The sequence below is a fragment of the Alteromonas sp. BMJM2 genome, assembly GCF_027257845.1.
In the GTDB taxonomy this organism is placed as follows: Bacteria; Pseudomonadota; Gammaproteobacteria; order Enterobacterales; family Alteromonadaceae; genus Alteromonas.
In genome coordinates this window covers 64,003-86,985 of the sequence record NZ_JAPVOT010000016.1, presented here as the reverse complement: position 1 = coordinate 86,985, position 22,983 = coordinate 64,003, and the positions used below count along the sequence as shown (strand labels likewise).

Annotated in this window: 22 protein-coding genes and 1 rRNA gene; 16 read left to right on the top strand and 7 right to left on the bottom strand. The window is 44.3% G+C overall.

The window, feature by feature from the left end; genetic code table 11:
• Positions 1–9: 9 nt before the first annotated feature.
• Together rrf and O9X84_RS15380 are read left to right on the top strand one after the other, a co-directional pair.
• A 5S ribosomal RNA gene (gene rrf / locus O9X84_RS15385) occupies positions 10–125 on the top strand.
• 449 nt (positions 126–574) lie between these two features.
• Positions 575–1,108, top strand: coding sequence for a PH domain-containing protein (locus O9X84_RS15380; protein ID WP_269520571.1), 534 nt, complete (start codon positions 575–577; stop codon positions 1,106–1,108).
• 106 nt (positions 1,109–1,214) lie between these two features.
• On the opposite strand, the gene gpmA is transcribed toward O9X84_RS15380, so the two are convergent.
• The 3 genes from gpmA to O9X84_RS15365 all read right to left on the bottom strand — a co-directional run bounded on the left by gpmA (position 1,215) and on the right by O9X84_RS15365 (position 2,604).
• Complete coding sequence (gene gpmA, locus O9X84_RS15375) at positions 1,215–1,961, bottom strand: 2,3-diphosphoglycerate-dependent phosphoglycerate mutase (protein ID WP_163107038.1); 747 nt, start codon at positions 1,959–1,961, stop codon at positions 1,215–1,217.
• A 182-nt stretch (positions 1,962–2,143) separates the two neighbouring features.
• Positions 2,144–2,377 carry a cupin domain-containing protein gene (locus O9X84_RS15370; RefSeq protein ID WP_269520576.1) on the bottom strand — a complete coding sequence of 78 codons (234 nt, stop codon included), beginning with the start codon at positions 2,375–2,377 and terminating at the stop codon, positions 2,144–2,146.
• A 77-nt stretch (positions 2,378–2,454) separates the two neighbouring features.
• Positions 2,455–2,604, bottom strand: coding sequence for a cupin domain-containing protein (locus tag O9X84_RS15365; RefSeq protein ID WP_269520570.1), 150 nt, complete (start codon positions 2,602–2,604; stop codon positions 2,455–2,457).
• Positions 2,605–2,937: 333 nt separating this feature from the next.
• Between O9X84_RS15365 and acnA the strand changes: the two genes are divergently transcribed.
• Entirely contained in the window at positions 2,938–5,655 is a 2,718-nt protein-coding gene (acnA, locus tag O9X84_RS15360) for an aconitate hydratase AcnA (RefSeq protein WP_269520569.1), read from the top strand.
• A 97-nt stretch (positions 5,656–5,752) separates the two neighbouring features.
• Here the strand turns inward: acnA and O9X84_RS15355 are convergent, their stop codons facing one another.
• Positions 5,753–7,969, bottom strand: coding sequence for a GspE/PulE family protein (locus O9X84_RS15355; protein ID WP_269520575.1), 2,217 nt, complete (start codon positions 7,967–7,969; stop codon positions 5,753–5,755).
• Between the two features lie 536 nt (positions 7,970–8,505).
• On the opposite strand from O9X84_RS15355, the gene rpsJ reads away from it, so the two are divergent.
• The 12 genes from rpsJ (at position 8,506) to O9X84_RS15295 (ending at position 14,906) form a co-directional block, all read left to right on the top strand.
• Positions 8,506–8,817, top strand: a complete 312-nt coding sequence (gene rpsJ, locus O9X84_RS15350) for a 30S ribosomal protein S10 (protein ID WP_006012796.1) — start codon at positions 8,506–8,508, stop codon at positions 8,815–8,817.
• Positions 8,818–8,835: 18 nt separating this feature from the next.
• Complete coding sequence (gene rplC / locus O9X84_RS15345; protein WP_032095144.1) at positions 8,836–9,474, top strand: 50S ribosomal protein L3; 639 nt, start codon at positions 8,836–8,838, stop codon at positions 9,472–9,474.
• 18 nt (positions 9,475–9,492) lie between these two features.
• Positions 9,493–10,098 carry a 50S ribosomal protein L4 gene (gene rplD, locus O9X84_RS15340; RefSeq protein ID WP_269520568.1) on the top strand — a complete coding sequence of 202 codons (606 nt, stop codon included), beginning with the start codon at positions 9,493–9,495 and terminating at the stop codon, positions 10,096–10,098.
• Positions 10,095–10,394, top strand: a complete 300-nt coding sequence (gene rplW, locus O9X84_RS15335; protein WP_012516959.1) for a 50S ribosomal protein L23 — start codon at positions 10,095–10,097, stop codon at positions 10,392–10,394. Before rplD ends, rplW begins: the two co-directional genes overlap by 4 nt.
• Positions 10,395–10,408: 14 nt before the next feature.
• A complete protein-coding gene (gene rplB / locus O9X84_RS15330) occupies positions 10,409–11,233 on the top strand; it encodes a 50S ribosomal protein L2 (protein ID WP_269520567.1) in 825 nt (274 codons plus the stop codon).
• Positions 11,234–11,248: 15 nt separating this feature from the next.
• Positions 11,249–11,524: a 30S ribosomal protein S19 gene (gene rpsS / locus O9X84_RS15325; protein ID WP_012516961.1), complete on the top strand. Its 276-nt coding sequence runs from the start codon at positions 11,249–11,251 to the stop codon at positions 11,522–11,524.
• A gap of 11 nt (positions 11,525–11,535) precedes the next feature.
• Positions 11,536–11,868, top strand: coding sequence for a 50S ribosomal protein L22 (gene rplV, locus O9X84_RS15320; RefSeq protein WP_032095147.1), 333 nt, complete (start codon positions 11,536–11,538; stop codon positions 11,866–11,868).
• Between the two features lie 9 nt (positions 11,869–11,877).
• Entirely contained in the window at positions 11,878–12,582 is a 705-nt protein-coding gene (rpsC, locus tag O9X84_RS15315; RefSeq protein WP_032095148.1) for a 30S ribosomal protein S3, read from the top strand.
• A gap of 2 nt (positions 12,583–12,584) precedes the next feature.
• The gene (gene rplP / locus O9X84_RS15310; protein ID WP_032095149.1) at positions 12,585–12,995 is read left to right on the top strand and encodes a 50S ribosomal protein L16; all 411 of its coding nucleotides are present in this window, start codon (positions 12,585–12,587) and stop codon (positions 12,993–12,995) included.
• A complete protein-coding gene (gene rpmC / locus O9X84_RS15305) occupies positions 12,995–13,186 on the top strand; it encodes a 50S ribosomal protein L29 (RefSeq protein ID WP_014947980.1) in 192 nt (63 codons plus the stop codon). The genes rplP and rpmC overlap by 1 nt, the downstream gene beginning before the upstream one ends.
• Positions 13,186–13,443, top strand: coding sequence for a 30S ribosomal protein S17 (gene rpsQ / locus O9X84_RS15300; RefSeq protein ID WP_269520566.1), 258 nt, complete (start codon positions 13,186–13,188; stop codon positions 13,441–13,443). Before rpmC ends, rpsQ begins: the two co-directional genes overlap by 1 nt.
• Before the next feature lie 155 nt (positions 13,444–13,598).
• Positions 13,599–14,906 (top strand): 3-deoxy-D-manno-octulosonic acid transferase, encoded by a 1,308-nt coding sequence (locus tag O9X84_RS15295; protein ID WP_269520565.1) that lies wholly within the window; start codon positions 13,599–13,601, stop codon positions 14,904–14,906.
• A gap of 420 nt (positions 14,907–15,326) precedes the next feature.
• Here the strand turns inward: O9X84_RS15295 and O9X84_RS15290 are convergent, their stop codons facing one another.
• Positions 15,327–17,138, bottom strand: coding sequence for a cation:proton antiporter (locus tag O9X84_RS15290; RefSeq protein ID WP_269520564.1), 1,812 nt, complete (start codon positions 17,136–17,138; stop codon positions 15,327–15,329).
• A 197-nt stretch (positions 17,139–17,335) separates the two neighbouring features.
• Here O9X84_RS15290 and O9X84_RS15285 point away from each other — a divergent pair, with 197 nt between their 5' ends.
• Positions 17,336–18,196 (top strand): hypothetical protein, encoded by an 861-nt coding sequence (locus O9X84_RS15285; protein WP_269520563.1) that lies wholly within the window; start codon positions 17,336–17,338, stop codon positions 18,194–18,196.
• A gap of 96 nt (positions 18,197–18,292) precedes the next feature.
• Here O9X84_RS15285 and O9X84_RS15280 read toward each other — a convergent pair whose 3' ends face one another.
• The gene (locus O9X84_RS15280; RefSeq protein WP_269520562.1) at positions 18,293–20,203 is read right to left on the bottom strand and encodes a methyl-accepting chemotaxis protein; all 1,911 of its coding nucleotides are present in this window, start codon (positions 20,201–20,203) and stop codon (positions 18,293–18,295) included.
• A 504-nt stretch (positions 20,204–20,707) separates the two neighbouring features.
• Positions 20,708–22,906 (bottom strand): M3 family metallopeptidase, encoded by a 2,199-nt coding sequence (locus O9X84_RS15275; protein ID WP_269520561.1) that lies wholly within the window; start codon positions 22,904–22,906, stop codon positions 20,708–20,710.
• Between the last annotated feature and the right edge of the window lie 77 nt (positions 22,907–22,983).

Here is a 22,983-nt window from a genome sequence, read left to right as displayed (position 1 = left end):
CCAGTTTTTCCTGGCAGCCATAGCGATACGGCACCACCTGACTCCATTTCGAACTCAGAAGTGAAACGTATTAGCGCCGATGGTAGTGTGGGGTTTCCCCATGTGAGAGTAGGACACTGCCAGGTCCTATTAAGAAAAACCCGCCTAACGGCGGGTTTTTTGTTTTGTGCCCCAAAAAAATAAATGGGGGTCAGATCAACATTAATCCCCCAATTACATTCAGCACATCGAATCTAACGAACATCAAACAGGATCAGAACCCAATATATTGTCGTCTTCAGCTTGTAAGTTTTGCTGTCGAAGTAAAAAATAAACGGGGTCAGAACAGTATTTATCCCCAACCTAAACAAACATAATCAAACTCAACGCTCATAAAAGAGGAATAGAACCCACTGTTGTAATCTATAGGCTCAAACGAGAATAGATAACAGAAAATGCGGATCTGACCCCCTTTATTACCCTTATTACTAATAATGATCGAAACACGGTGAGTGGAAATAAATGTGGTTCTGACCCCCTTTATTCTCTATTATCTGTTTCATTAATATTTGAACTGATGAAACGGAACTAACTGATGTCAGAGCGAGTAATTTTAGAGGCGACATTTAATCCATCTGTAAAAACTTACTGGCTGATCAGTCTATTATTGTTTTCGACACTAATCGTAATAGGCATCCCTTTTCTCATTATTTCCATTCCATTGTTTTATTTAATTAGCGGCAGGACGCTTGCCGCTATGTCGGCCACCATCACCGAACGTAAGCTGGTTGTAAAAAGAGGAATATTGAATAAAGAAGAGAAGTCGATTCCTTTGGAGAAAATCACTGACGTTGCTATGGTTCAGGGGCCGTTAATGAGACTGTTCAATCTTCATCGACTTTCGTTTGAAACTGCTGGGCAATCTGCACAGGGCGCATTAGTTTCTCTCATCGGTATTAACGATGCTGCTAACTTTAGAGAAATAATTCTAACCCAAAAAGACCAAATTGCATCTGGTTCAAAATCTTCGCCTAGATCAACGGAGAATGAAAAGACTGAAATGTCTCATCTTATTGATAGTGTAAAGCGAATAGAGGCGCTGTTGGAAAAATTAGTTAGCGCTAAATAGTTTTTAATTGGAATGGGCGATAGAAAGTTGCGTTTTTAGCGAGTTGATAAAACAAAAAGAAAAAAGCCAGCTGAAGCTGGCTCTTGCCATCGAATGTAATCTAAAGCTATTTCGCTTTACCTTGTTTTGCAACAGCATCCATCATTGCTTTGATAGCTTCTGGGTCGCCAAGGTACTCTTTTGAAATAGGCTTAAGGTTTTCATCTAGTTCGTAAACTAAAGGAACGCCTGTAGGGATATTAAGTCCTAGTACTTCTTCATCAGACATACCGTCTAAGTATTTCACCAAAGCACGCAAACTATTGCCGTGCGCTGCAATGATCACACGTTTACCATCTTGAATTTGAGGACGAATAACGTCATGCCAATAGGGAAGCACACGTTCTATTGTCAACTTAAGACTTTCACCACGAGGTAATATTTCAGCATCTACATTGTTGTAGCGGCGATCATGCCCAGGGAAATGTTCACTATCAGTTTCTACTGCCGGCGGTGGGATATCAAAACTACGACGCCATACCTTCACTTGCTCTTCGCCATGCTTAGCAGCAGTTTCTGCTTTGTCTAAACCTGTAAGCGCACCATAGTGACGTTCGTTTAAACGCCAGTGACGCTCAACAGGTAGGTAGTGTTGGCCCATCTCTTCAAGTGCGATATTCAGTGTTTTGATTGCGCGAAGCAATACAGACGTGTAAGCCTGATCGAATTCGAATCCTGCTTCCTTGAGCATCTGACCGGCGGTTGTTGCTTGCGCAATACCAGTATCGGTCAATTCAACGTCATGCCACCCAGTGAAACGATTTTCTAAGTTCCACTGACTCTCTCCGTGACGAATAAGTACCAATTTATACATAGTTGGGCTACCTGCGGGGGTTGAGTAAAATTGCCTAACAGCCTATAAAATTTAGACGTGCAGACGTATATTCAAGATTTGTGTAATATCATCCTTGATCGGCGATAAAAAATCCAGCGTCAACCCCTATAAAATCTGAGGTAAGACCAAACTAAGATAAAGAAGGGTTGCGAATGTGGGCCCTATATAAATTTGCCCATACTCGGGTGATAGGTGTCTAACCAGAGCGCAATTGTCGGATCGTCGATAAAGCTAAAATCCTCAAAATCGAACCCCGGCGCTACTGTACAACCCACTAAGCTATAATCTCCAGTACTGAACGCCGCTTGATAATTGCCAGCAGGCACAATATCGACATAACCCTCCTCTTGGCTACCTATTGTTTTCTGCGTAAGCGTTTTATCGTGTAATTGAATTAGTTGTAACGGTGCACCTTCATAATGATTCTACACCTCATCATGCAGCACGCGTTGAAAGCGGCTCATTTCGCCTTTCAGTAAAAGAAAGTAAATATGGGTAAGCGCGCAGTTCGGGGTTGTCCATGTGAATGAGACATAGTTGTACTTGCTGATTTATAGACTTGTTTGAAATATCCGCCCTCTGTATGTGGCGCTAAATCATATTTTTGAATAAGTGGGTGCATGCGCTTTATTCTTTTGTCAGAAGATTGGTATACGTTGGGTAACTCCAATTTTGTACCTATGACACGTGAACAGTAAAAATTAAAACGAGAAGCTCGGCAACACAGCACACCCTTACTTGGTAACCTACAATGATAGATATAACGTGATAGTACGCTAACTAAATAGATGAGTTGAAAAATACAACATTACATGAACTTTTTTTCATGTGTAATGCGTATAAGAATTAGCAGCTGAACGTTTAGGTGTACACGCTGCACTCTAGGTCTTTCCTAAAGTCTTCTCGTTCAGCGAACATTATAGAATTCGAACAGGCAAATAAGGATAGTGACCATATGACCTATAAGTCTTTTTCAGACCTGGAAGTAAAGGGTAAAACTTTCAAGGCTATCAATCTCGACAGCATCAATGAAAAGTACGCACTCGATCGCCTTCCCTTTTGCATCAAGGTACTTTTAGAAAATCTGGTTCGCCATGAAGACAAAGAATTTGTCTCCAGCGAAGATATTGAACATGTTGCTAAGTGGGATACATCAAATAAAGAAGAACTCGAAGTTTCCTTCGTCCCTGCACGGGTTATTCTGCAAGATTTTACCGGTGTTCCGGCTATTGTCGATTTAGCGGCTATGCGCGATGCGGTGGACCGTCTTGGCGGTGACGCTCAAGCTATTAATCCACTAAACCCGGTAGAACTCGTCATAGACCACTCCGTAATGGTCGACCATTTTGCAGAAGAAAACGCATTACAAAAAAACACTGATATAGAAATTGAGAGAAACCGCGAACGTTATCAGTTCCTAAAATGGGGACAATCTAGTTTCGACAATTTCAAAGTGGTGCCTCCAGGTCGTGGTATCGTCCACCAAGTTAACCTTGAATACCTAGCGCGTTGTGCGTTCACCAAAGAAACAGATGAAGGCACCTTCGTTTATCCTGATACCTTAGTCGGTACAGATTCTCACACTACTATGATTAATGGTTTAGGCGTATTAGGTTGGGGTGTGGGCGGTATCGAAGCTGAAGCCGCCATGCTGGGTCAGCCTGTAACCATGCTATTGCCTGATGTAGTAGGCTTTAAATTAGAGGGTAAGCTTCCTGCTGGAGTGACCGCGACAGATATGGTACTTACCATCACTCAACAGCTTAGAGCGCACGGTGTAGTGGGTAAATTTGTTGAGTTCTTTGGGCCGGGCTTGAAGCATCTTACTACAGCCGACCGAGCCACTATTGCCAATATGGCACCAGAATACGGCGCTACGTGCGGAATTTTTCCCATTGACGATGTAGCTCTTGATTATCTTCGCTTGACTGGCCGAGATGAAGCGCAAATTGAGCTTGTTGAAAAGTATGCCAAGTACAGTTCGCTATGGCATGACGATTATTCAAAAGACGCTGAATATCACGAAACACTTGAGCTGAACTTGAATGACGTAGTGCCTTCTATTGCTGGGCCTAAACGTCCGCAAGATAAAATTGCGCTTGATAAGGCGGCTGAAGCATTTAATGAATGGCATCGTTCACAAATCGACGTAAAGGTACTAGATGAAGAAACAGAATTTGTTGCCGAAGGCGGTCTAGTTGGCGGCAGCGATGTTAACGAAGAGCATGATTCCTATGTGAATTTCAGAGATAGCAAATTCAATTTAGAGGATGGGGCAATAGTAATTGCGGCCATCACGAGTTGTACGAACACCTCTAACCCCTCTGTACTTGTGGCCGCAGGATTATTAGCACAAAAAGCAGCAGAGAAAGGGTTAACCAGTAAACCGTGGGTAAAAACTTCTCTTGCACCAGGTTCACAAGTTGTAACCCAGTACTTGGAAGATGCCAATTTGATGGCGCCATTAGAAGCTCTTGGTTTTAACTTGGTAGGGTATGGGTGTACAACTTGTATTGGTAACTCGGGGCCGCTACCCGACCCTATTACCGATGCGATAAGAAAAGCGAAGCTCACGGTAACCTCTGTACTATCGGGCAATCGTAACTTTGAAGGACGCATCCACCCCGATGTTGCTGCAAACTATTTAGCATCACCGCCTCTTGTCGTGGCTTATGCATTAGCAGGCAACATGAACGCGGATATTACCAAGGAGCCTTTAGGTAAGTCCAAAGATGGTGAGCCTGTATATCTCAAAGATATATGGCCTTCAGAAGAAGAGATTCAAAAGTATATTAGCGAAAACGTAACCGGTGCTCTTTTTAAAGAAAAATATGCTGACGTGTTTAAAGGCAGCGGTGAGTGGAACGAATTGAGTGTTAGCGAAACGTCGGTCTACGATTGGCCTGATTCAACGTACATCAAGCATCCTCCGTTCTTCAAAGCAATGGAGAAAGAGCCGGCCGCGCTTCAATCTATCGAAAATGCCCGGTGTTTGGTGAAAGTGGGCGATTCAATCACCACCGATCATATTTCACCGGCGGGAGCCATCGCGCCAGATAGCCCTGCAGGTGAATATCTTCAAACCCAAGGCGTTGATCCAAAAGACTTCAACTCTTATGGCTCACGCAGGGGTAACCATGAAGTCATGATGCGAGGTACGTTTGCCAATGTGCGCTTGCAAAACCAACTAGCACCGGGCACTAAAGGAAGCGCTACAACCCATTACCCAAGCGGTGATAGCATGTCTATATTCCATGCTGCTATGCGCTACAAAGACGATGGCGTACCTGCTGTAGTTATTGGCGGGAAAGAATACGGTACCGGTTCAAGTAGAGACTGGGCTGCTAAAGGACCCTCGCTAATGGGCGTGAAGGCGGTGCTAGCAGAAAGTTATGAGCGTATTCACCGTTCCAATTTGATTGGAATGGGAATACTACCGCTGCAGTTTAAAGAAGGCGATTCTGCATCTTCATTGAATATAAAGGGCAACGAGTCTTTTTCAATTGAAGCTGTAGAGCGAGGTCAGAAAGACGTCAGTGTAACGATGAAAACTGATGATGGAGAGTCGAAAGTATTTAGCATGGATATTAGAATAGATACATCGAATGAGTTTACTTACTTTGAGAATGGCGGGATCCTTCATTACGTGATACGAGAGTATCTTCGTAAGTGAAGAGTCACAGAATAACAGACCTGAATAAATAAGCAGGTTTAGTTAATATAAGTACTATTTAAATAAACAGGCCTTCGTTATACGAAGGCCTTTTATTTTAATCGCCACTCACTATTTGAACTTGTGCCAAATCGGTATCGCCCTTCAGTGCTTTTAAAATGGCGTCTTGTACGAGGGTTCGCATTCCGTCCTCTGTAGCTTGTTGTTTCATCTGCGCTACGCTCGACTCTTTGTAAACGAGCGAGCGAAGTTCTGCGGTCATACCAAGCAATTCATGAACGCCGGTTCTTCCTTTATAACCGGTATTGCCGCATTCTGAGCAGCCCTTTGCTTTATAAAGCTCAGGTGTTCCAGAAAGGTTTAGTTCGTGAATGTGGTCTGTTCCGTATTGACGCTCAATAAACGCCATGTCAGTTTCTGAAGCAACGTATTTTTCTTTACACTTTCCACAGAGTGTTCGAATAAGTCGCTGAGCGAGTATTCCTACACAGGCGTCTGAAAAGTTAACTGGGTCTAGCCCTAAATCAAGTAAACGAGTGATTGTTTCAGGTGCCGAGTTGGTATGCAGGGTAGATAACACTAAATGACCTGTTAGCGATGCTTCAATACCGGCATGAGCGGTTTCTTTGTCTCGCATCTCACCAATAAGTATAATGTCTGGATCAGCACGTAAGAACGCACGAAGCGCATTGGCAAAGGTGAAACCAATCTTAGGACTTACTTGAACCTGCTGTAAGCCTGGCTGTGTGATTTCCACCGGATCTTCAGCCGTCCATATCTTTTTCTCTGGTGTGTTTAAGTACCCAAGAATGGCGTGTAGTGTGGTTGTTTTACCCGAACCTGTTGGCCCAACAACAAGAAGAATGCCGTGAGGCTTTTTAATCATATCTTCAAGGCGGGAACGGTTGTTGGGCGCTAAATTCATTTTGTCTATCGGCATAGCACCGCCAGATGCCAATATCCGCATAACCACACCTTCACCAGCAACAGTAGGAATAGTTGCAACTCGCACTTCAACTAGCTGACCATTCATTCTAAAGGCTAGCTTTCCGTCTTGCGGTACACGCTTTTCGGCTATGTTCAAATTAGACATAATTTTGATGCGAGCAATTACAGCATTGTGATGAGTATGTGGAACTTGATTCATGTCTCTACAGACGCCATCCACCCTCATGCGCACGCGGGTAGGCGCATTTCTTTCAGGGTCTATATGAATATCGGAAGCATTAAGGCGCTTGGCATCATGTAAAACACGACTTACCAAACGAACAACTGCGGGCGCATCATCAGAGAGTTCGTCGAATTGATCTTCTTTTTCGTCACTAGATGTACCAATTTCATCTAGAATATCGCTCATCTCGCCCGGACCACCACCTCCGGTATTTTCACCGAGATATTGGAGTATGAAATTCGGTAGACTTACTGCTATTTCGTAGCTATCGATGCCTATTGCACTTTCAATCTCCATAAGGAGGGCAGCATTATTGGGTTCTGCCATGAGAACAATAGGTTTTTCATTTACATCGGCGATTACCGCAACATAATTTCGCTTTAGGTAAGATACGTTTAGTTTGCTGTTATTTTCGAAACGATGATATTTATCAGGAAGATAAGTAATAAACGGGACTTGGAAATGCACAGATAGTGAATTGCCTATTTCCTCTTCGGGGATACGGTGCTCAGAAATAAGCCGTTGTACAAAGGTCCTTATATCGGGTGTCGACAAATTGAGTTCTTCAAGAGCTTGCTCGTCCAGTAGGCTCTTGTGTACCAGTAAGTCAAAGGGGTTGTTCGTCCCGCCAAGTTCGAAGCGAAATTTATCGCCCAATATTAAAGCAAGGGCATTTCCCAATTTGAGATCATCATCGGAGAATCCGCCATCGATCTTATTGATGATTTGCATAACACCCATCAACACACCCGCATTCATTATTGGAATACAGAGAATATTTTTAGTTTTAAAATCACTATCTTTGTCGAACTTGCCTTCGAATCGAAGTCTTGGATGAATGCCTTTAAGCATACTCGCATTGTAAGGGTCGTCGATGACGATAGGATTTTGTGAAAGCGCTACATAACCGGCTATTGATTTTGGACTTATGGGTACCTTAATTTCTAACGTCTCTTCCCCCGTTTTAAAGCGAGCAACAAGGTCTTGATGTTGGCGCCGGCGCTGGAAAATACTCATGCGCTGAGCACCAAAAAGGTCAAGAATGATCGTCTCAAGCAAACTGTAAGCATCAAGCAATGTAGAATGATTGTTTAGGATGCGTTTGATTTGCGAAAACGTTTGTTGATTATTAACCACTTCTATTTCCTGTTACTTAAAAACATCAATTCTCGAACCTCATCATTGTCCGCGACACTTAACACTATCTGCAAGTTGCACACAAAGGGCAAAATTGGCACCAGTGGTAAACTATACACCCACAACATCGGTAACGATATATGTTTACCTGAGTAGGAGCAACAATGGAAGTATAACAAGCAGTTACGGAAACAGCACTGGCGGCCGGATAGGGACTGCTACAGTTTGGGTTAGAGTATTTTTATGAATTTAGAACATAGGCGGTACAAAAAGCAAACTAGTAGTTGCATTGATGCAAAGCTTCTGTATAATTCGCGCCCACTGTCCTATTCGGGCAATGAGTTTTTAGCCGCAGCCACACTGCTTTTAGGGTGGGTGCCGACGTAAAAGATTTGTCTTTACCGACCAAGCTATTACAAGCGTGCTAGAAATAAGAACAGGGTTCCAATTGGGAACCATCGGTTTACGCACATCCTTTCTCTCTGAACGAAATAGAGATGAAGGGGTGAATTTTTTTTGTTCTTTCGATTGGAGCTTAATCGATGCCAAATCAAAGAATTCGTATTCGTTTGAAAGCGTTTGATCACAAGTTGATCGATCAGTCTACGGCTGAAATCGTTGAAACGGCGAAACGTACTGGTGCTCAGGTCAGCGGTCCTATTCCACTGCCTACTCGCAAAGAACGCTATACGGTATTGACATCTCCTCACGTAAATAAAGATGCACGTGACCAATATGAGATTCGTACTCACAAGCGTTTGGTAGACATCATCGAACCAACTGATAAAACAGTTGACGCGTTGATGCGTTTGGACTTGGCTGCTGGTGTTGATGTTCAAATCAGCCTGGGCTAACAAGAGAGGGTTATAACAATGGCGATTGGTCTAATCGGTCGTAAAGTGGGTATGACTCGCATCTTCACTGAAGATGGCACGTCAATCCCTGTGACTGTTATTGAAGCGACCCCAAACCGTGTTACTCAGTTACGCACTGAAGAAACTGACGGTTATCGCGCTCTTCAGGTTACTGCTGGAACTAAGAAAGCTAACCGCGTCAACAAAGCTGAAGCAGGTCATTTTGCTAAAGCCGGTGTTGAAGCTGGTCGCACTCTAGCAGAATTCCGCCTAGAAGATAACGAAGGTAACGATATTGAAGTTGGCGGTGAAATCACTGTCGAAATCTTTAACGATACCAAAAAGATTGATGTCACTGGTACATCAAAAGGTAAAGGTTTTGCTGGCGCGATCAAACGTTGGAACTTTAGTTCTCAGCGTATGACTCACGGTAACTCTTTGTCTCACCGTGCTCCTGGTTCAATTGGCCAAAACCAATCACCAGGTAAAGTTTTCAAAGGCAAGAAAATGGCTGGTCAGCTTGGTAACAAGCAAGTGACTACGCAGTCTTTGGAAGTTGTACGTGTTGACGTAGAGAACGGCCTAATCCTTGTTAAAGGTGCCGTACCTGGCGCAACTGGCAATGACGTTATCGTCAAGCCAGCTGTTAAAGCGTAACGTCTGGGGAGTGAACTGATGGAATTAACATTGAAAGACGCGCAAAGCGCTCTTGAAGTATCCGAAGCGACCTTTGGACGTGAATTCAACGAAGCCTTGGTACACCAAGTCGTTGTAGCTTACGGTGCAGGCGCGCGTCAGGGTACAAAAGCGCAGAAAACTCGCGCTGAAGTTCGTGGTGGCGGTAAGAAGCCATGGCGTCAAAAAGGTACTGGCCGAGCTCGTGCTGGTACAATCCGTAGCCCAATTTGGGTTGGCGGTGGCCGTGCTTTCGCAGCTAAGCCTCGTGACTTCGAACAAAAAGTTAACAAGAAAATGTATCGCGGTGCGATTAAGAGCATTTTGTCAGAACTAATTCGCCAAGATCGTTTGATCGTGGTTGAGAAGTTCGGTGTTGAAACACCTAAGACAAAAGAACTTATTGCTGCACTTAACGAATATGAACTGAAAGATGTTCTTATCGTTACTCCTGAAGTAGATGAAAACTTGTTCTTAGCGGCTCGCAACTTGTATAAAGTTGACGTACGCGACGTAGCAGGCATTGACCCAGTGAGCTTGATTGCATTCGAAAAAGTGCTAATTACTGCTGATGCGGTTAAACAACTTGAGGAGGCGTTAGCATGAAAGAAGAACGTCTACTGAAGGTGCTAGTAGCACCTCACGTTTCAGAAAAGTCTACAATGGCTGCTGAAGCGAACAACACAGTTGTATTTAAAGTAGCCAAAGACGCGAACAAAGCCGAAATTAAAGCTGCAGTTGAAAAACTGTTTGAAGTTGAAGTTGAAGGTGTTCGCACAGTGAACGTTAAAGGTAAAACTAAACGTCACGGTATGTCTTTCGGTAAACGCAGCGACTGGAAAAAGGCCTACGTGGTTCTTAAAGAAGGTCAGGACATCGACTTTGTCGGTGGCGCTGAGTAAGAAGGGGATTAGAAATGCCATTATTGAAAGCTAAGCCAACTTCTGCCGGTCGTCGTCACGTTGTTCAGGTTACTAACCCTGACCTGCACAAAGGTGCACCGTACGCACCTTTGCTAGAAAAGAATAGCAAATCTGGCGGTCGTAACAACCATGGTCGTATTACAACTCGTCACATTGGTGGTGGTCATAAGCAACACTATCGTGTGATCGACTTTAAACGCAACAAAGATGGCATTCCAGCCAAAGTTGAGCGTTTAGAATACGATCCAAACCGTTCTGCTAACATTGCACTAGTATTGTATGCAGATGGTGAGCGTCGTTACATTCTGGCTCCAAAAGGTATGAAAGCTGGTGATGCAATCCAGTCTGGTTCGGATGCTCCGATCAAGTCTGGTAACACATTACCTATGCGTAACATTCCTGTTGGTAGTGTTGTACACGCAATTGAAATGAAGCCTGGTAAGGGTGCACAAATTGCACGCTCTGCTGGCGCTTACGCTCAGATCTTAGCACGTGACACTAACTACGTTACTCTACGTCTACGCTCTGGCGAAATGCGTAAAGTATTATCTGATTGCCGCGCCACCATTGGTGAAGTTGGTAATGCAGAACACATGCTTCGTTCATTGGGTAAAGCTGGTGCAACGCGCTGGCGTGGTATCCGTCCTACCGTTCGTGGTGTTGCCATGAACCCGGTTGATCACCCACACGGTGGTGGTGAAGGACGCACGTCTGGTGGTCGTCATCCAGTATCTCCTTGGGGTGTTCCTACTAAAGGTAAGAAAACCCGAAGCAACAAGCGTACCGATAAACTTATCGTACGTCGTCGTAACAAGTAACAGCGAGGATTCACCATGCCACGTTCTCTCAAGAAAGGTCCATTTATCGACCTTCACTTGCTGAAGAAGGTAGAGGCTGCAGTGGAAAAGAACGAACGTAAACCAATTAAGACTTGGTCTCGTCGTTCCATGATCATCCCAGATATGATTGGGTTGACCATTGCGGTCCATAACGGTCGACAACATGTACCTGTCATTATTAGTGACGAAATGGTCGGCCACAAGTTGGGCGAATTTGCGCCAACGCGTACTTACCGCGGCCATGTCGCGGATAAGAAAGCTAAACGTTAAGGGGTAGGAAGATGGAAGCATTAGCTAAACACCGTTTTGCCCGCACGTCGGCTCAAAAGGCACGCTTGGTTGCGGATCAGGTTCGCGGTTTACACGTAGAGAAAGCGTTAGAAGTTCTTACGTACAGCCCGAAGAAAAGCGCAGCGCTAGTAAAGAAAGTTTTGGAGTCTGCGATTGCTAACGCAGAGCACAACGAGGGCGCGGATATCGACGAGCTCGTCGTAGCCAAAATCTTTGTTGACGAAGGTCCAACTATGAAGCGAATCAAAACACGCGCCAAAGGCCGTGCTGATCGCATCTTTAAGCGCAGCAGTCACATTACTGTGGTTGTAGCGGATAACTAGGAGTAGATAATGGGACAGAAGGTACATCCTACAGGTATACGCCTGGGTATCAGTAAACCATGGACTTCTACCTGGTACGCTAATACTGCAGACTATGCGGACAACCTGTATAACGATCATCAGGTACGTCAGTATCTGACTAAGCAACTAAAGAACGCTTCACTTTCTAAAATCGTGATCGAGCGTCCTGCTAAGAGCATCCGTGTGACTATTCACACAGCTCGTCCAGGCGTTGTAATCGGTAAGAAAGGTGAAGACGTAGAGAAGTTGCGTAACTATGTATCTAAGCTAGCCGGTGTGCCAGCTCAGATAAACATCGCTGAAGTACGTAAGCCAGAGCTAGATGGTCAGTTAGTAGCTGACAGCATTTCTAGCCAGCTAGAGCGTCGTGTTATGTTCCGTCGTGCTATGAAGCGTGCGGTACAAAATGCAATGCGCTTAGGCGCTAAAGGTATTAAAGTTGAAGTTAGCGGTCGTTTAGGCGGAGCAGAAATTGCACGTTCTGAATGGTATCGTGAAGGTCGCGTTCCACTGCACACTTTCCGTGCAGATATCGATTACGCAACCTCAGAAGCATCAACAACTTACGGCATCATCGGCGTTAAGGTTTGGATCTTCAAGGGTGAAGTTCTAGGTGGATTACCTACAACTCAAGAGCAGCCACCGGCTTCTCAACCTAAGAAGAAAGGCCGCAACGCTAAGCGAGAGGGCTAATCATGTTACAACCAAAACGCATGAAGTTCCGTAAGATGCACAAAGGCCGCAACCGCGGCATGGCTGCAGGAAGCACTGTAGCCTTTGGTACTTACGGCCTTAAAGCGACTGGCCGCGGTCGAATGACTGCGCGTCAAATCGAAGCAGCGCGTCGTGCTATGACTCGTCACGTTAAGCGTCAAGGTAAAATTTGGATTCGAGTTTTCCCTGACAAGCCAATTACTGAGAAGCCTCTAGAAGTGCGTCAAGGTAAAGGTAAAGGTAACGTTGAGTACTGGGTATGCCAAATTCAGCCTGGTCGTGTTCTTTATGAGATGGAAGGTGTTCCTGAAAATCTTGCACGCGAAGCGTTTGAATTGGCAGCGGCTAAACTGCCATTTAAAACAACCTTTGTAACTCGGACGGTGATGTAATGAAAGCGACTGAACTGAAAGAAAAAAGCGTAGAAGAGCTGAACGCAGAGTTGATTAACCTGCTACGCGAACAGTTCAACCTGCGCATGCAGCACACAACAGGCCAGCTTGAAAAAACTGACCAGTTGAGAAAAGTACGTCGTAACATCGCGCGTGTTAAAACCATTCTGACTCAAAAGGCTGATGCGTAATGACTGAGCAAAAAATTCGTACAGTGCAAGGTCGTGTGGTTAGCAACAAAATGGATAAAACCATTACTGTTGTAGTTGAACGTTTTGTTAAACATCCTATTTATGGGAAGTTCATCAAGCGCTCTACTAAGCTTCACGCCCACGACGAAAGTAACGTATGCAACAAAGGCGACTTAGTATCTATTACTGAGTGTCGTCCGCTATCTAAGAACAAAACTTGGAAGCTTGTAGACGTTCTTGAAAAAGCTGGCGTTTAATCGCTGACTTTTTAAAGTCTTAAAAAAGCCGCTTTCGAGCGGCTTTTTTGTTTTCTATTGCTGATAGAAAATCTGCAAATAAGTATACTTAGCGCTGCACACCAATTATTGTTACCTTTTACTACGATATTTTTACTGAGTGTTAAGGAAGATATATGTCTGCTGAAAAGCGAGGCTGTGGTAAGCCCACGCTCGTCGACGAACTTTGCCGCTGGTTGTACTCACTTTTACTTCTTCTTTTACTCCCCTTAGCAATAGCAAAACTTGCCGGTAAAAAACGCGATCAACACTCACTGTATCAACACGGAAAGTTTGAGAGATTTGGCATTGTACCTACGCCACCTAGTCATAATGGTTATTTAATACATTGTGTATCTGTGGGTGAGGTGGTTGCTGCCTCCTGTGTCATTAAGCAGTTACTTATTGATGAACCCCACACAAGTATTACAGTTACCACAACGACCGCTACAGGTTCAGCGAGAGTAAGAGACATTTTTGGCGATAGGGTTAATCATTTCTATCTCCCATTCGACATTTCCCTATTTATGTTAATGATGCTCAAACGCATTCGTCCGAAAGCGGTACTGGTTACCGAAGTAGAACTTTGGCCAAATATGGTTCATATGTGTTGGAGGCGTGAGATTCCCGTCGTGGTAATCAATGCAAGAATGACAGATAGGTCTGCACGTCGATATCAAAAGATAAGCAGGGTGTTCCACCCCATGCTGAATAAAGTCAGCCACGTTTGCGCACAAGGTGAAGGAGATTACCGCAATTATTTGGCTTTAGGGCTTCCTAAGCAGAAACTGACCCTCACCAATAATATCAAATTTGATCAAGTGAGCTCGGTATCTACCGTTTCTCCGAATTTTATGGGGCTAGAAAACTACGATGGTCCAATTTTAGTTGCTGGTAGTACTCATGCTTCAGAAGAAGAAGCGATAATAGAGGCGGCAAAACGTCTGTGGAAAGCTCATCCGACTCTTATGGTCATTATCGTGCCTCGCCATCCGGAACGTTTCGATACGGTTGCTGAATTACTGGAATCTCATGATATAGCGTTCACAAGAAGCTCCTTAGCGAACACCCTTGAAACAAACAAAAAAGTAATTTTGCTTGATGAAATGGGACGGTTGAATAACGCCTATTCAGTTGGCACCATCGCATTTGTAGGTGGCTCTATTGCAGATAGAGGTGGGCACAATGCACTTGAGCCTGCTGCTTTTGCAATGCCGATATTAATGGGGCCTAACACCTACAATAATCCAGTTATTTGCCAACACTTAACTGACCGAGGCGCGCTACAAATCGCAAGCAATGCACAAGACATTGCCCAAGCCTGCGAAGCATGGCTTTCATCAGAAACGCTTAGACAAAAAGCAGGCAGCGCGGGAAATCAGGTATTGAGGGAAAACAGCGGGGCGTTAAGTAAAACATTAGCGTGTGTGGCTCGTATTCTCTGACATAATTACAGTAAATGAGAATGACTTTTAGCAAAAAAAGACACGTGTTCAAGGCACAGTAAATAGAATTGGTTCGGTTGAGTTGTTAAATATGCAGTAGTGCAAAAGATGCCAAATGGATAACGGGCGTACCCAATCGGCGATTTTCTTATACTTTTGGGTAATATGTGAACCCCAGTAGAGTGCATTAGATGCACCATGGTGAATCAGTAAATAAGGATTATCCTTTAGTTTTCATCCAAAAATAACGTAACCTATTGTAATAAAAGTATTCTTAAAAGTTGGTTTAGCTTTTGCTAAATACAACCGACGATGTAATGACAGTAAAATTAAAACAATAAAGTTCGTTCTAAACGTACACTGCGTTACGCGTTTTCCAGGGAGAGGCCTCCTGCCGATGGCAGGAGGTTTTCTTATTTTTTACGCAGTTGCTTCCTCTGACATTCGTTCAGGTTCTACCAGGCTAATTAAGCGCCATCCTGCCTTAGGTTCTATGCTGTTTCCATTGATAAAAGTAAAGCTCTTTCCATCGCTATCTATAGCAATTAGCGGTGTCGCTCTATCGCCATATTTATGAATGTATTGCTCATAATCAAATTCTTCAGAAAGCGGTGTGGTTTTAATCGTAGAGCCTTTAGCAACCGCGGAGGCTAGGTAACCGTAGGTTACGCCCTCATCAAACAACATCAGTTTTTTAGCGTACTGGTTGCTCACCTGATGACTAGGTCGCGTAGATTGCTCATTGTTGGTCAATGCCCATACCTTATCTTTGCCCAACGTGTTCTCAAAGTGATAGGCAATAGGTGGATTCAACTGTTTATAGGGAGACATAATGAGCACAGTGCCAATAGTGGATAGCTCCAAATGGCGAGCCGCGTGATCTGACATGGGGTTACCGAAATAAACTGGAATGTCCATCATCCTGGCTTCCCTAATGGCATCCCAGTTGGTATCGGTGACAACAACATCGAGCTTCTGGTTTAACATCTCTGTTGCCAACATACGATTGAACTTACTGCCTCCGAAAAACAGATAGCCAGTAGGTGCTGGCGCTCTAACCTTAAGCAGCGTAGCGACGGAGCGAGCGGTAATGCTTTGCACAACAACGGTTGCAATGATGACCATAAACACAATCGGTACGATAATGCCTGCGCCCTCATAGCCTATTTCCTCTAGCTTTAGTGAGAAAAGTGCTGAAACTGCTGCGGCAACAATTCCACGAGGTGCTATCCAGCTAAGAAGGGCAATTTCGTTAAGCTTTAAGCCGGTACCAATACTGGAAACTAAAACGGAAATTGGCCGTGCAACAAACATAATGAGAGCAAGCACAACCAGCGTTCCCCAGCCAACTGCAGCTACCGAATCTAGGTTTAATCGTGTGGCCAATAAAATAAACAGACCGGAAATAAGCAGTACGCTGAGTGTTTCTTTAAACTCTAAAATATCCTCTACATCCACATCTTTCATGTTGGCCATTACCATGCCAGTAATAGTGACTGCTAATAGCCCTGATTCGTGGGCAACATAGTTAGACGCGGCAAAGACTCCTAAAATAATGGTTAGCACTGCGGTATTGAGGAGATAGTGGGGGATCCAGTCTTTGCGTACACACATGCCAAGAAAATAGCCTGATGCCAGTCCAAGGAAAGTGCCAATACCAATGGTTTTACCAAAAGCAATGAAAGTGTGAGTGATGGCGGTTTCTTGGGATGCGACGATAAACTCAAATACCAACACTGCAAGCAGTGCTCCGATGGGATCAATAATTATACCTTCCCATCTAAGTATGTTTGCTAGGTTAGTATGAGGGCGAACTGTTCTGAGCATAGGAACTATTACGGTAGGACCTGTTACCGTAACGATAGCGCCGAATAGACAAGACAACTGCCAAGTAAGGTCCAGACAGTAGTGGGCGGCTGCGGCAGAGATGCCCCCAGTGATTAAAACACCTATGGTACAAAGGTTTCTCACCATGTTGCCATGCCCTGCTATATCCTTAAACTTCAGCGTAAGCGAGCCTTCAAAAAGGATGATAGCAACGGAGAGTGATACTACTGGAAACAGTAAGTCGCCAAATAACGCATCGGCATCGAGTATGCCAAATACGGGGCCTACCACAATACCAACAATAAGAAGAGGCAGAATAGCGGGGAGCCTAACTCGGTATGCCAAGTATTGACAACCGATAGAGAGCAATCCTACCGCAACAAGGGAGAGTAAGGGGTCAGACACGATTATTCCTTATTAACATCGGTGAGATTCCGTAGCTAAACATCATGCGCCGCTACTGTATTATTAATTTTGGTTAATACACATACGCTCGACTATGCTGTTTAGACCAAAGACACTTTGCAGCGATTTTTTTCACGTAGAGTAAGGATTATTTGGTATTCTTATACTATCAAGCGACTGTTTCATAGAGAAAGTTAGTGACATTTTCTTTTAAATCCTTATTGCGTTTTACTTGTACCATTTTAGTCCTTTGTGTACTGAGCGGTTGCTTGTCGCCGCTTCCGTCCTCATCTAAGCGTTTACACATCGATGAGGCAATAATCTTACCTTCATTGCTGTCTGAAACCTCTGGGCTTTTTTGCGCTGATGATTACGTGCTGTCAATCAACGACTCAGGCAATGCGCCTGCGGTATTCAAAGTAAGTTATAGTGGTAAATTACAGCAAACACTAACCTTGCCAATCAAAAACAATGACTGGGAGGCGGTGAGTGCAGATGCCGATTACCTATATGTCGCCGATATTGGCAACAACAAAGGGCAGAGAGAGGAGGTTGCAGTTTATAAAGTGAATCAGCAAAATGTGAAAGACATTAAAACGCTGTCAATCAAATACGCTGCTAATAATGTCAATAGCAACATACCCTATGCCCATGATTACGACGCGGAGGCCATGGTGAAAAAAGGCAATGAATTACTGCTTTTCTCCAAGAGCTGGAGCTCGGGGATTACTCATGTTTATCGAATAAACGAAGGCGAAAGTCTACAAGTGCTGTCGCCATTCGCCTCAATATCTGGTTTGCCCGGTGTGGTAACGGGAGCTGACTATGATTCTATTAAACAACAATACGTAATCGTCGGATACAAGTCAGACCCTTTTGGTAATTTCGCGGCCTTTATTGCTGAAGTGTCAAAAGACTTCACACTCACGAATATTTGGCCTTTGGAGGGTTACAAGCAGGTTGAGGGAGTCTGCGTAGACAAACGCGGTAATTATTGGTTTACCGAAGAGAAGACAGAGAATCGCGAGGCATCTCTTACAAAGGCATTTGTTCTGTAGCGGGCGTGCTTAGCGCTTTAGTTATACGTAGCGCACTGCTTCTAAACAAAACGCTACCTATAACTAATCCATTTAACTCAGGCTTGCCGTGAAGGTTTAAATCTTAAACCTATTAACTTCAATTGATAACGCCTTAGCAAGTTCATCTAGCCTGTCGCTTACACTCACTAAAACTTGAGTCGCGTTTAAGGTTTCTTCACTAGAAGCACTAATATCGTTGATATTACGGCTGATATCTTCTACCACAACGGCTTGCTGCTCAGTGGCTGTGGCCACTTGGGTGTTCACGTCATTGATGGTTGAAATTTCGTGAGTAATCTTTTGAAGCAAGGCGTCAATCTCGTTAGTGGCTGTCACCACATCATCGGTTTTTGTGCGGCTCGTTTCCATTTGATCTACCGCAGACTTTGAGTCCTGCTGAAATTTATCAATCTTCACCTGAATTTCATCGGTGGCTTGTGCTGCTCGCTGGGCTAACGTTCGTACTTCGTCAGCAACCACTGAAAATCCGCGACCATGATCTCCAGCCCGAGCCGCTTCAATAGCTGCGTTCAAAGCAAGTAGGTTGGTTTGTTCTGAAATACCTCGAATAGTATCAAGAATGCCACCAATAGCACTGGTGTGCTCATCGAGAGACTGAATTACCCCAGATACCGTTTGTATCTGCCCGCTTAAGTCTTGAATAGCAACTACGGCCTTTTGCGTAATTTTTCGACCTTGTTCTGAGTTTGTATTTGCTTGATTAGCGTTTTGCGCCGCGTGCGTTGCCGACTGGGCTACTTCACTCACTGTACTGCCCATTTCAGTTAATGCAGCCGCGGCTTGCAACGTTTGGTCGCGCTGGCTTTTTGTTGAATGCTCGGTTTGTTGTGACTGACGAGTAACGTCAGCCGCAGATAATTTTAATTCTTCACTGGTTTTTGCCACCTTAGAAATGGTGGCGTGTAAATGGTCGATGAATTGATTGAAACCCTCAACAAGACGGGCAATTTCTTTTTGTTCTGGTACGGGGATTCGGGCGCGAAGGTCGCCTTCACCTTTACCGAGCTGTTGAAAAATATCTGCTAACGACTCAAGAGGCTTAGTCAGCGTGCCCGCAAGCCAAATACCAATTAGCGCAAAGCCGCTTGCAATGACAAGTGACCAAATGATGATTTGCCGGCTTCCTGCATTCAGCGACGCATAAAGTTCACTTTCAGGAACTTGAGCGACAACATACCAACCGGCTTTTTTTACATAGGTGCTCGCATACAGCGTTTTGCCACTTTCTTGTTCGCTGGTGGCCATGGCGAAGTCTTGTTCAGTTAGCAAAGCCGATGCAGTTTGATTGTCACTGACAGAGGCTAACTTAGCCTTACCTAAAAGCTTTGTATCGGGATGAGCGATAATCGTTCCCGACCCGTCAACAAGAAAGACAAAGCCAGTTTGCGCAATTTTAACCGCATTGATAATGGTAAGCAGCTCATCAACGGATTTTGCAACACCTGACATGCCACTGCCGTTAATTTGCTGATAATTTGCAAACAGTCGATATCCTTGGCCAGGTTCATTGTACAAACTGAGTGAAATTGGCTCACCGCTGTCCTTATAGGCGAAGAACCACCCGTCGAACTCATCATTTTTTAAGGTGCGTAAGAAACCATCTTGATTCCAATACTTGTAGGTATTTCTATCGACAAATGAGGCAACGGTAAGATCGTTAAAATTCACAATGTCGTTGAGATAGTTAAGTAATCTTCGTTCGCCTGCTTTATCTGCACCACTAGCCGACCACGCTAGAATATCCGGGTTCGAGGCAATACTATGGGCAACGGTAAGCATTACGTTAGCTTCGCTATCAACCCGGTTTCCTATTTGCTTTAACAGGGCGGGAAGCTGCAGCGTTTCCATGTTCTCTTTAACAAGGTCACGGGCAATCCACTGGCTAATAGAGCCAACTAAAATAGATGCTGCTAGTACGGCAACAATAAGTGAAATAATGAGTTTTTGCTTAATACTGAAAGTCATAGCTTTCGACCACGTAAGTTAATGCTGAAACACGAAAGTTAATACTGCAAATAGGAACGTGGCATGGCAAGCAATACAGCAAGCCCCGCAACGTCCGAATTAATACAGCGCAATTTGGCTAATTATACTCTGTGTCATTATTCTTTTTATTTTACAGGTATCTATGCTGCACAGAGTGTGAAAGTGCTGAATATTCAATATCTAGAACCCAATACCTAGATCTTAGCACCTAGCACCTAGTATCTAGCACTTAACACCTAGTTTTAGGCCAATACGTCATAATGCCAACATGCATAGTCTTAAAATACATAGTCTTAAAATACATAGTCTTAAAATACATAGCGCCAGAATAAGTGTATCGGCCAATGTGTGTCAAAGTTAATGGTATTTATAAACAGCAGTTCATTTAAGATTGTGCGGCATAACTGACTGAAGGGTCAATGAAAAAAGCCGCCAATTTATGGCGGCCTTGTTACTAAAAAGTGACTGATGTAAACAGGGTGTTTACTCGTCGTTTGATTTCGGGATTGGGAATCCTCTATCACGCATTAGTGCATCTACTTCTGCATCACGTCCACGGAATTTGCGATACGCTTCTGCTGGGTCCATAGCATTGCGAACAGAGAATAGGTATTTCACCAAGCGATCGCCAACTTCCTTATCGTAAAAACCGCCAGGGGCTTCCATAAAGGCTTCGGCTGCATCGGCAGTCAGTACTTCTGCCCACATGTAACCGTAGTATGCAGCGGCGTAACCTTCACCTGAGAATACATGACCAAAGTGCGGAGAACGGTGACGCATCACAATCTCTTCAGGCATATCGAGCTTAGTTAGCTCTTCACGCTCAAACGCATCAGGGTCGATATCTTCAGGGTTGGTGGTGTGGTATTTCAAGTCCATGATTGCTGACGCCATATACTCTGTCGTCTTAAAGCCTTCATTGAACGTTGATGCCTTTTTAATCTTCTCAACAAGTGAGGCTGGAATTGGCTCACCTGTTTCGTGGTGCACTAAGAACTGGTTAATCACCTCATCGGTAGTTAACCAGCGCTCTAGCAACTGAGATTGAAACTCGGTGTAATCGCGAACGCCAGAGTGCGAAGACGGATACTTAACGTCAGCAGATAGGAAGTGAAGGGCATGACCAAACTCGTGGAAATACGTTTCTGCATCATCCCAAGAAATTAGCGTCGCTTCGCCCTCAGCACCCTTTACAAAGTTAGAGTTGTTTGAAGATAACACCGTTTTCTTACCGTCAAACGTGGTATACGAGCGATACGTTGTTGCCCATGCACCCGAACGCTTACCTTTGCGAGAGAATGGGTCAAGGTACCAAAGGCCAATGTGTTCACCGCTGTCTTTATCTGTTACTTCCCAAACCTTGACGTCTTCGTGGAATACAGGAACTTTTCCTTCTTCTACCGGCGTGAAGTTAAAGTTAAATAAACGACCGGCGACGTAAAACATCGCTTCGCGAAGCTTATCAAGCTGTAGGTACTGTTTCACTTCGTTTGAATCTAAGTCGTACTTATCTTTGCGTACTTTTTCTGCATAAAAACGGTAGTCCCAAGGCTTAATAGTAATATCTGCGCCTTCCGCCTCTGCAACTGCCTGCATGTCGGCAACTTCTTCTTCAACCCGGGCAATTGCCGCTGGCCATACTTTCATCATTAGTTCCATGGCATTTTCTGGGTTTTTCGCCATACGATCTTCTAAACGCCACTGGGCATAGTTTTCATACCCAAGCAGCTCAACACGTTCGTCACGCAGCGTTAATATTCGCTTGATGATTTTATTGTTATCGAAATCATCTGCGTTATCACCACGGTTATAATAGGTACGCCATACCTGTTCGCGTAGCTCACGGTTTGTAGAATAGGTGAGGAACGGATCCATAGAAGAGCGGCTATTAGTAATGGCGTACTTATCTTCTTCGCCTCGAGACGAGGCAGCGGCTTTTGCTGCTTTCACAAATGATGCTGGCAGGCCATCTAGCTGGTCTTCTGTGATGTAAGTCACATAATTTTCTTCATCAGCAAGTACGTTGCTAGAGAACTTTGTGTGCAGTGTGGCTAGCTCTTTATTAATTTGTGCGTAACGCTTTTTGCTTTCGCTATCTAGCGTTGCACCGTTGCGTGCAAAGCTGTTGTAAGTCATCCACGCAATGCGCTGTTCTTCAGCAGTAAGCGACGATAATTCGTCAGATTCGTAAACCGCTTTTACACGAGCAAACAGTTTTTCGTTTTGCGTGATTTTGGTAAAAAATGAAGACAAGATAGGGGACATTTCTGCCTGAATTTCGCGGAATTCTGGGCTTGATTTATTCGCGCTCCAAATGCCGTAGTAGGTAAATACGCGGCCTAGTTCTGCGCCAGCACGTTCCATTTCCACAATCACATTGTCGAAGGTTGGCGGTGCGTCATTATTGGCAATCGCTTCAATTTCTTCTAAGTTTAATGCCATCGCTTTTTCAAGGGCCGGTTTTAAATCTTCCAATGACATTTTGTCGAACGCCGGTACACCGCCGTAGGGGCCTTGAAATTCTTGCAGCAATACGTTGTCAAACTGTGCGGTACTCGATGCATCCATTGCCGCTGTTTCAGGTACTGGCGCAACTGAGGTTTCAGCAACTTTTTGTTCTGAGCATGCACTTAGCGCAACGACAACAGCCATTGCAGTGAGTGACGACTTAAAGTTTCTCATGAGCTTTCCTGTCTTTTGTTATGATTTTATACCTCTTTATTGGCGAGGTATTTTGACGTAGTCACATACTAAGGCAA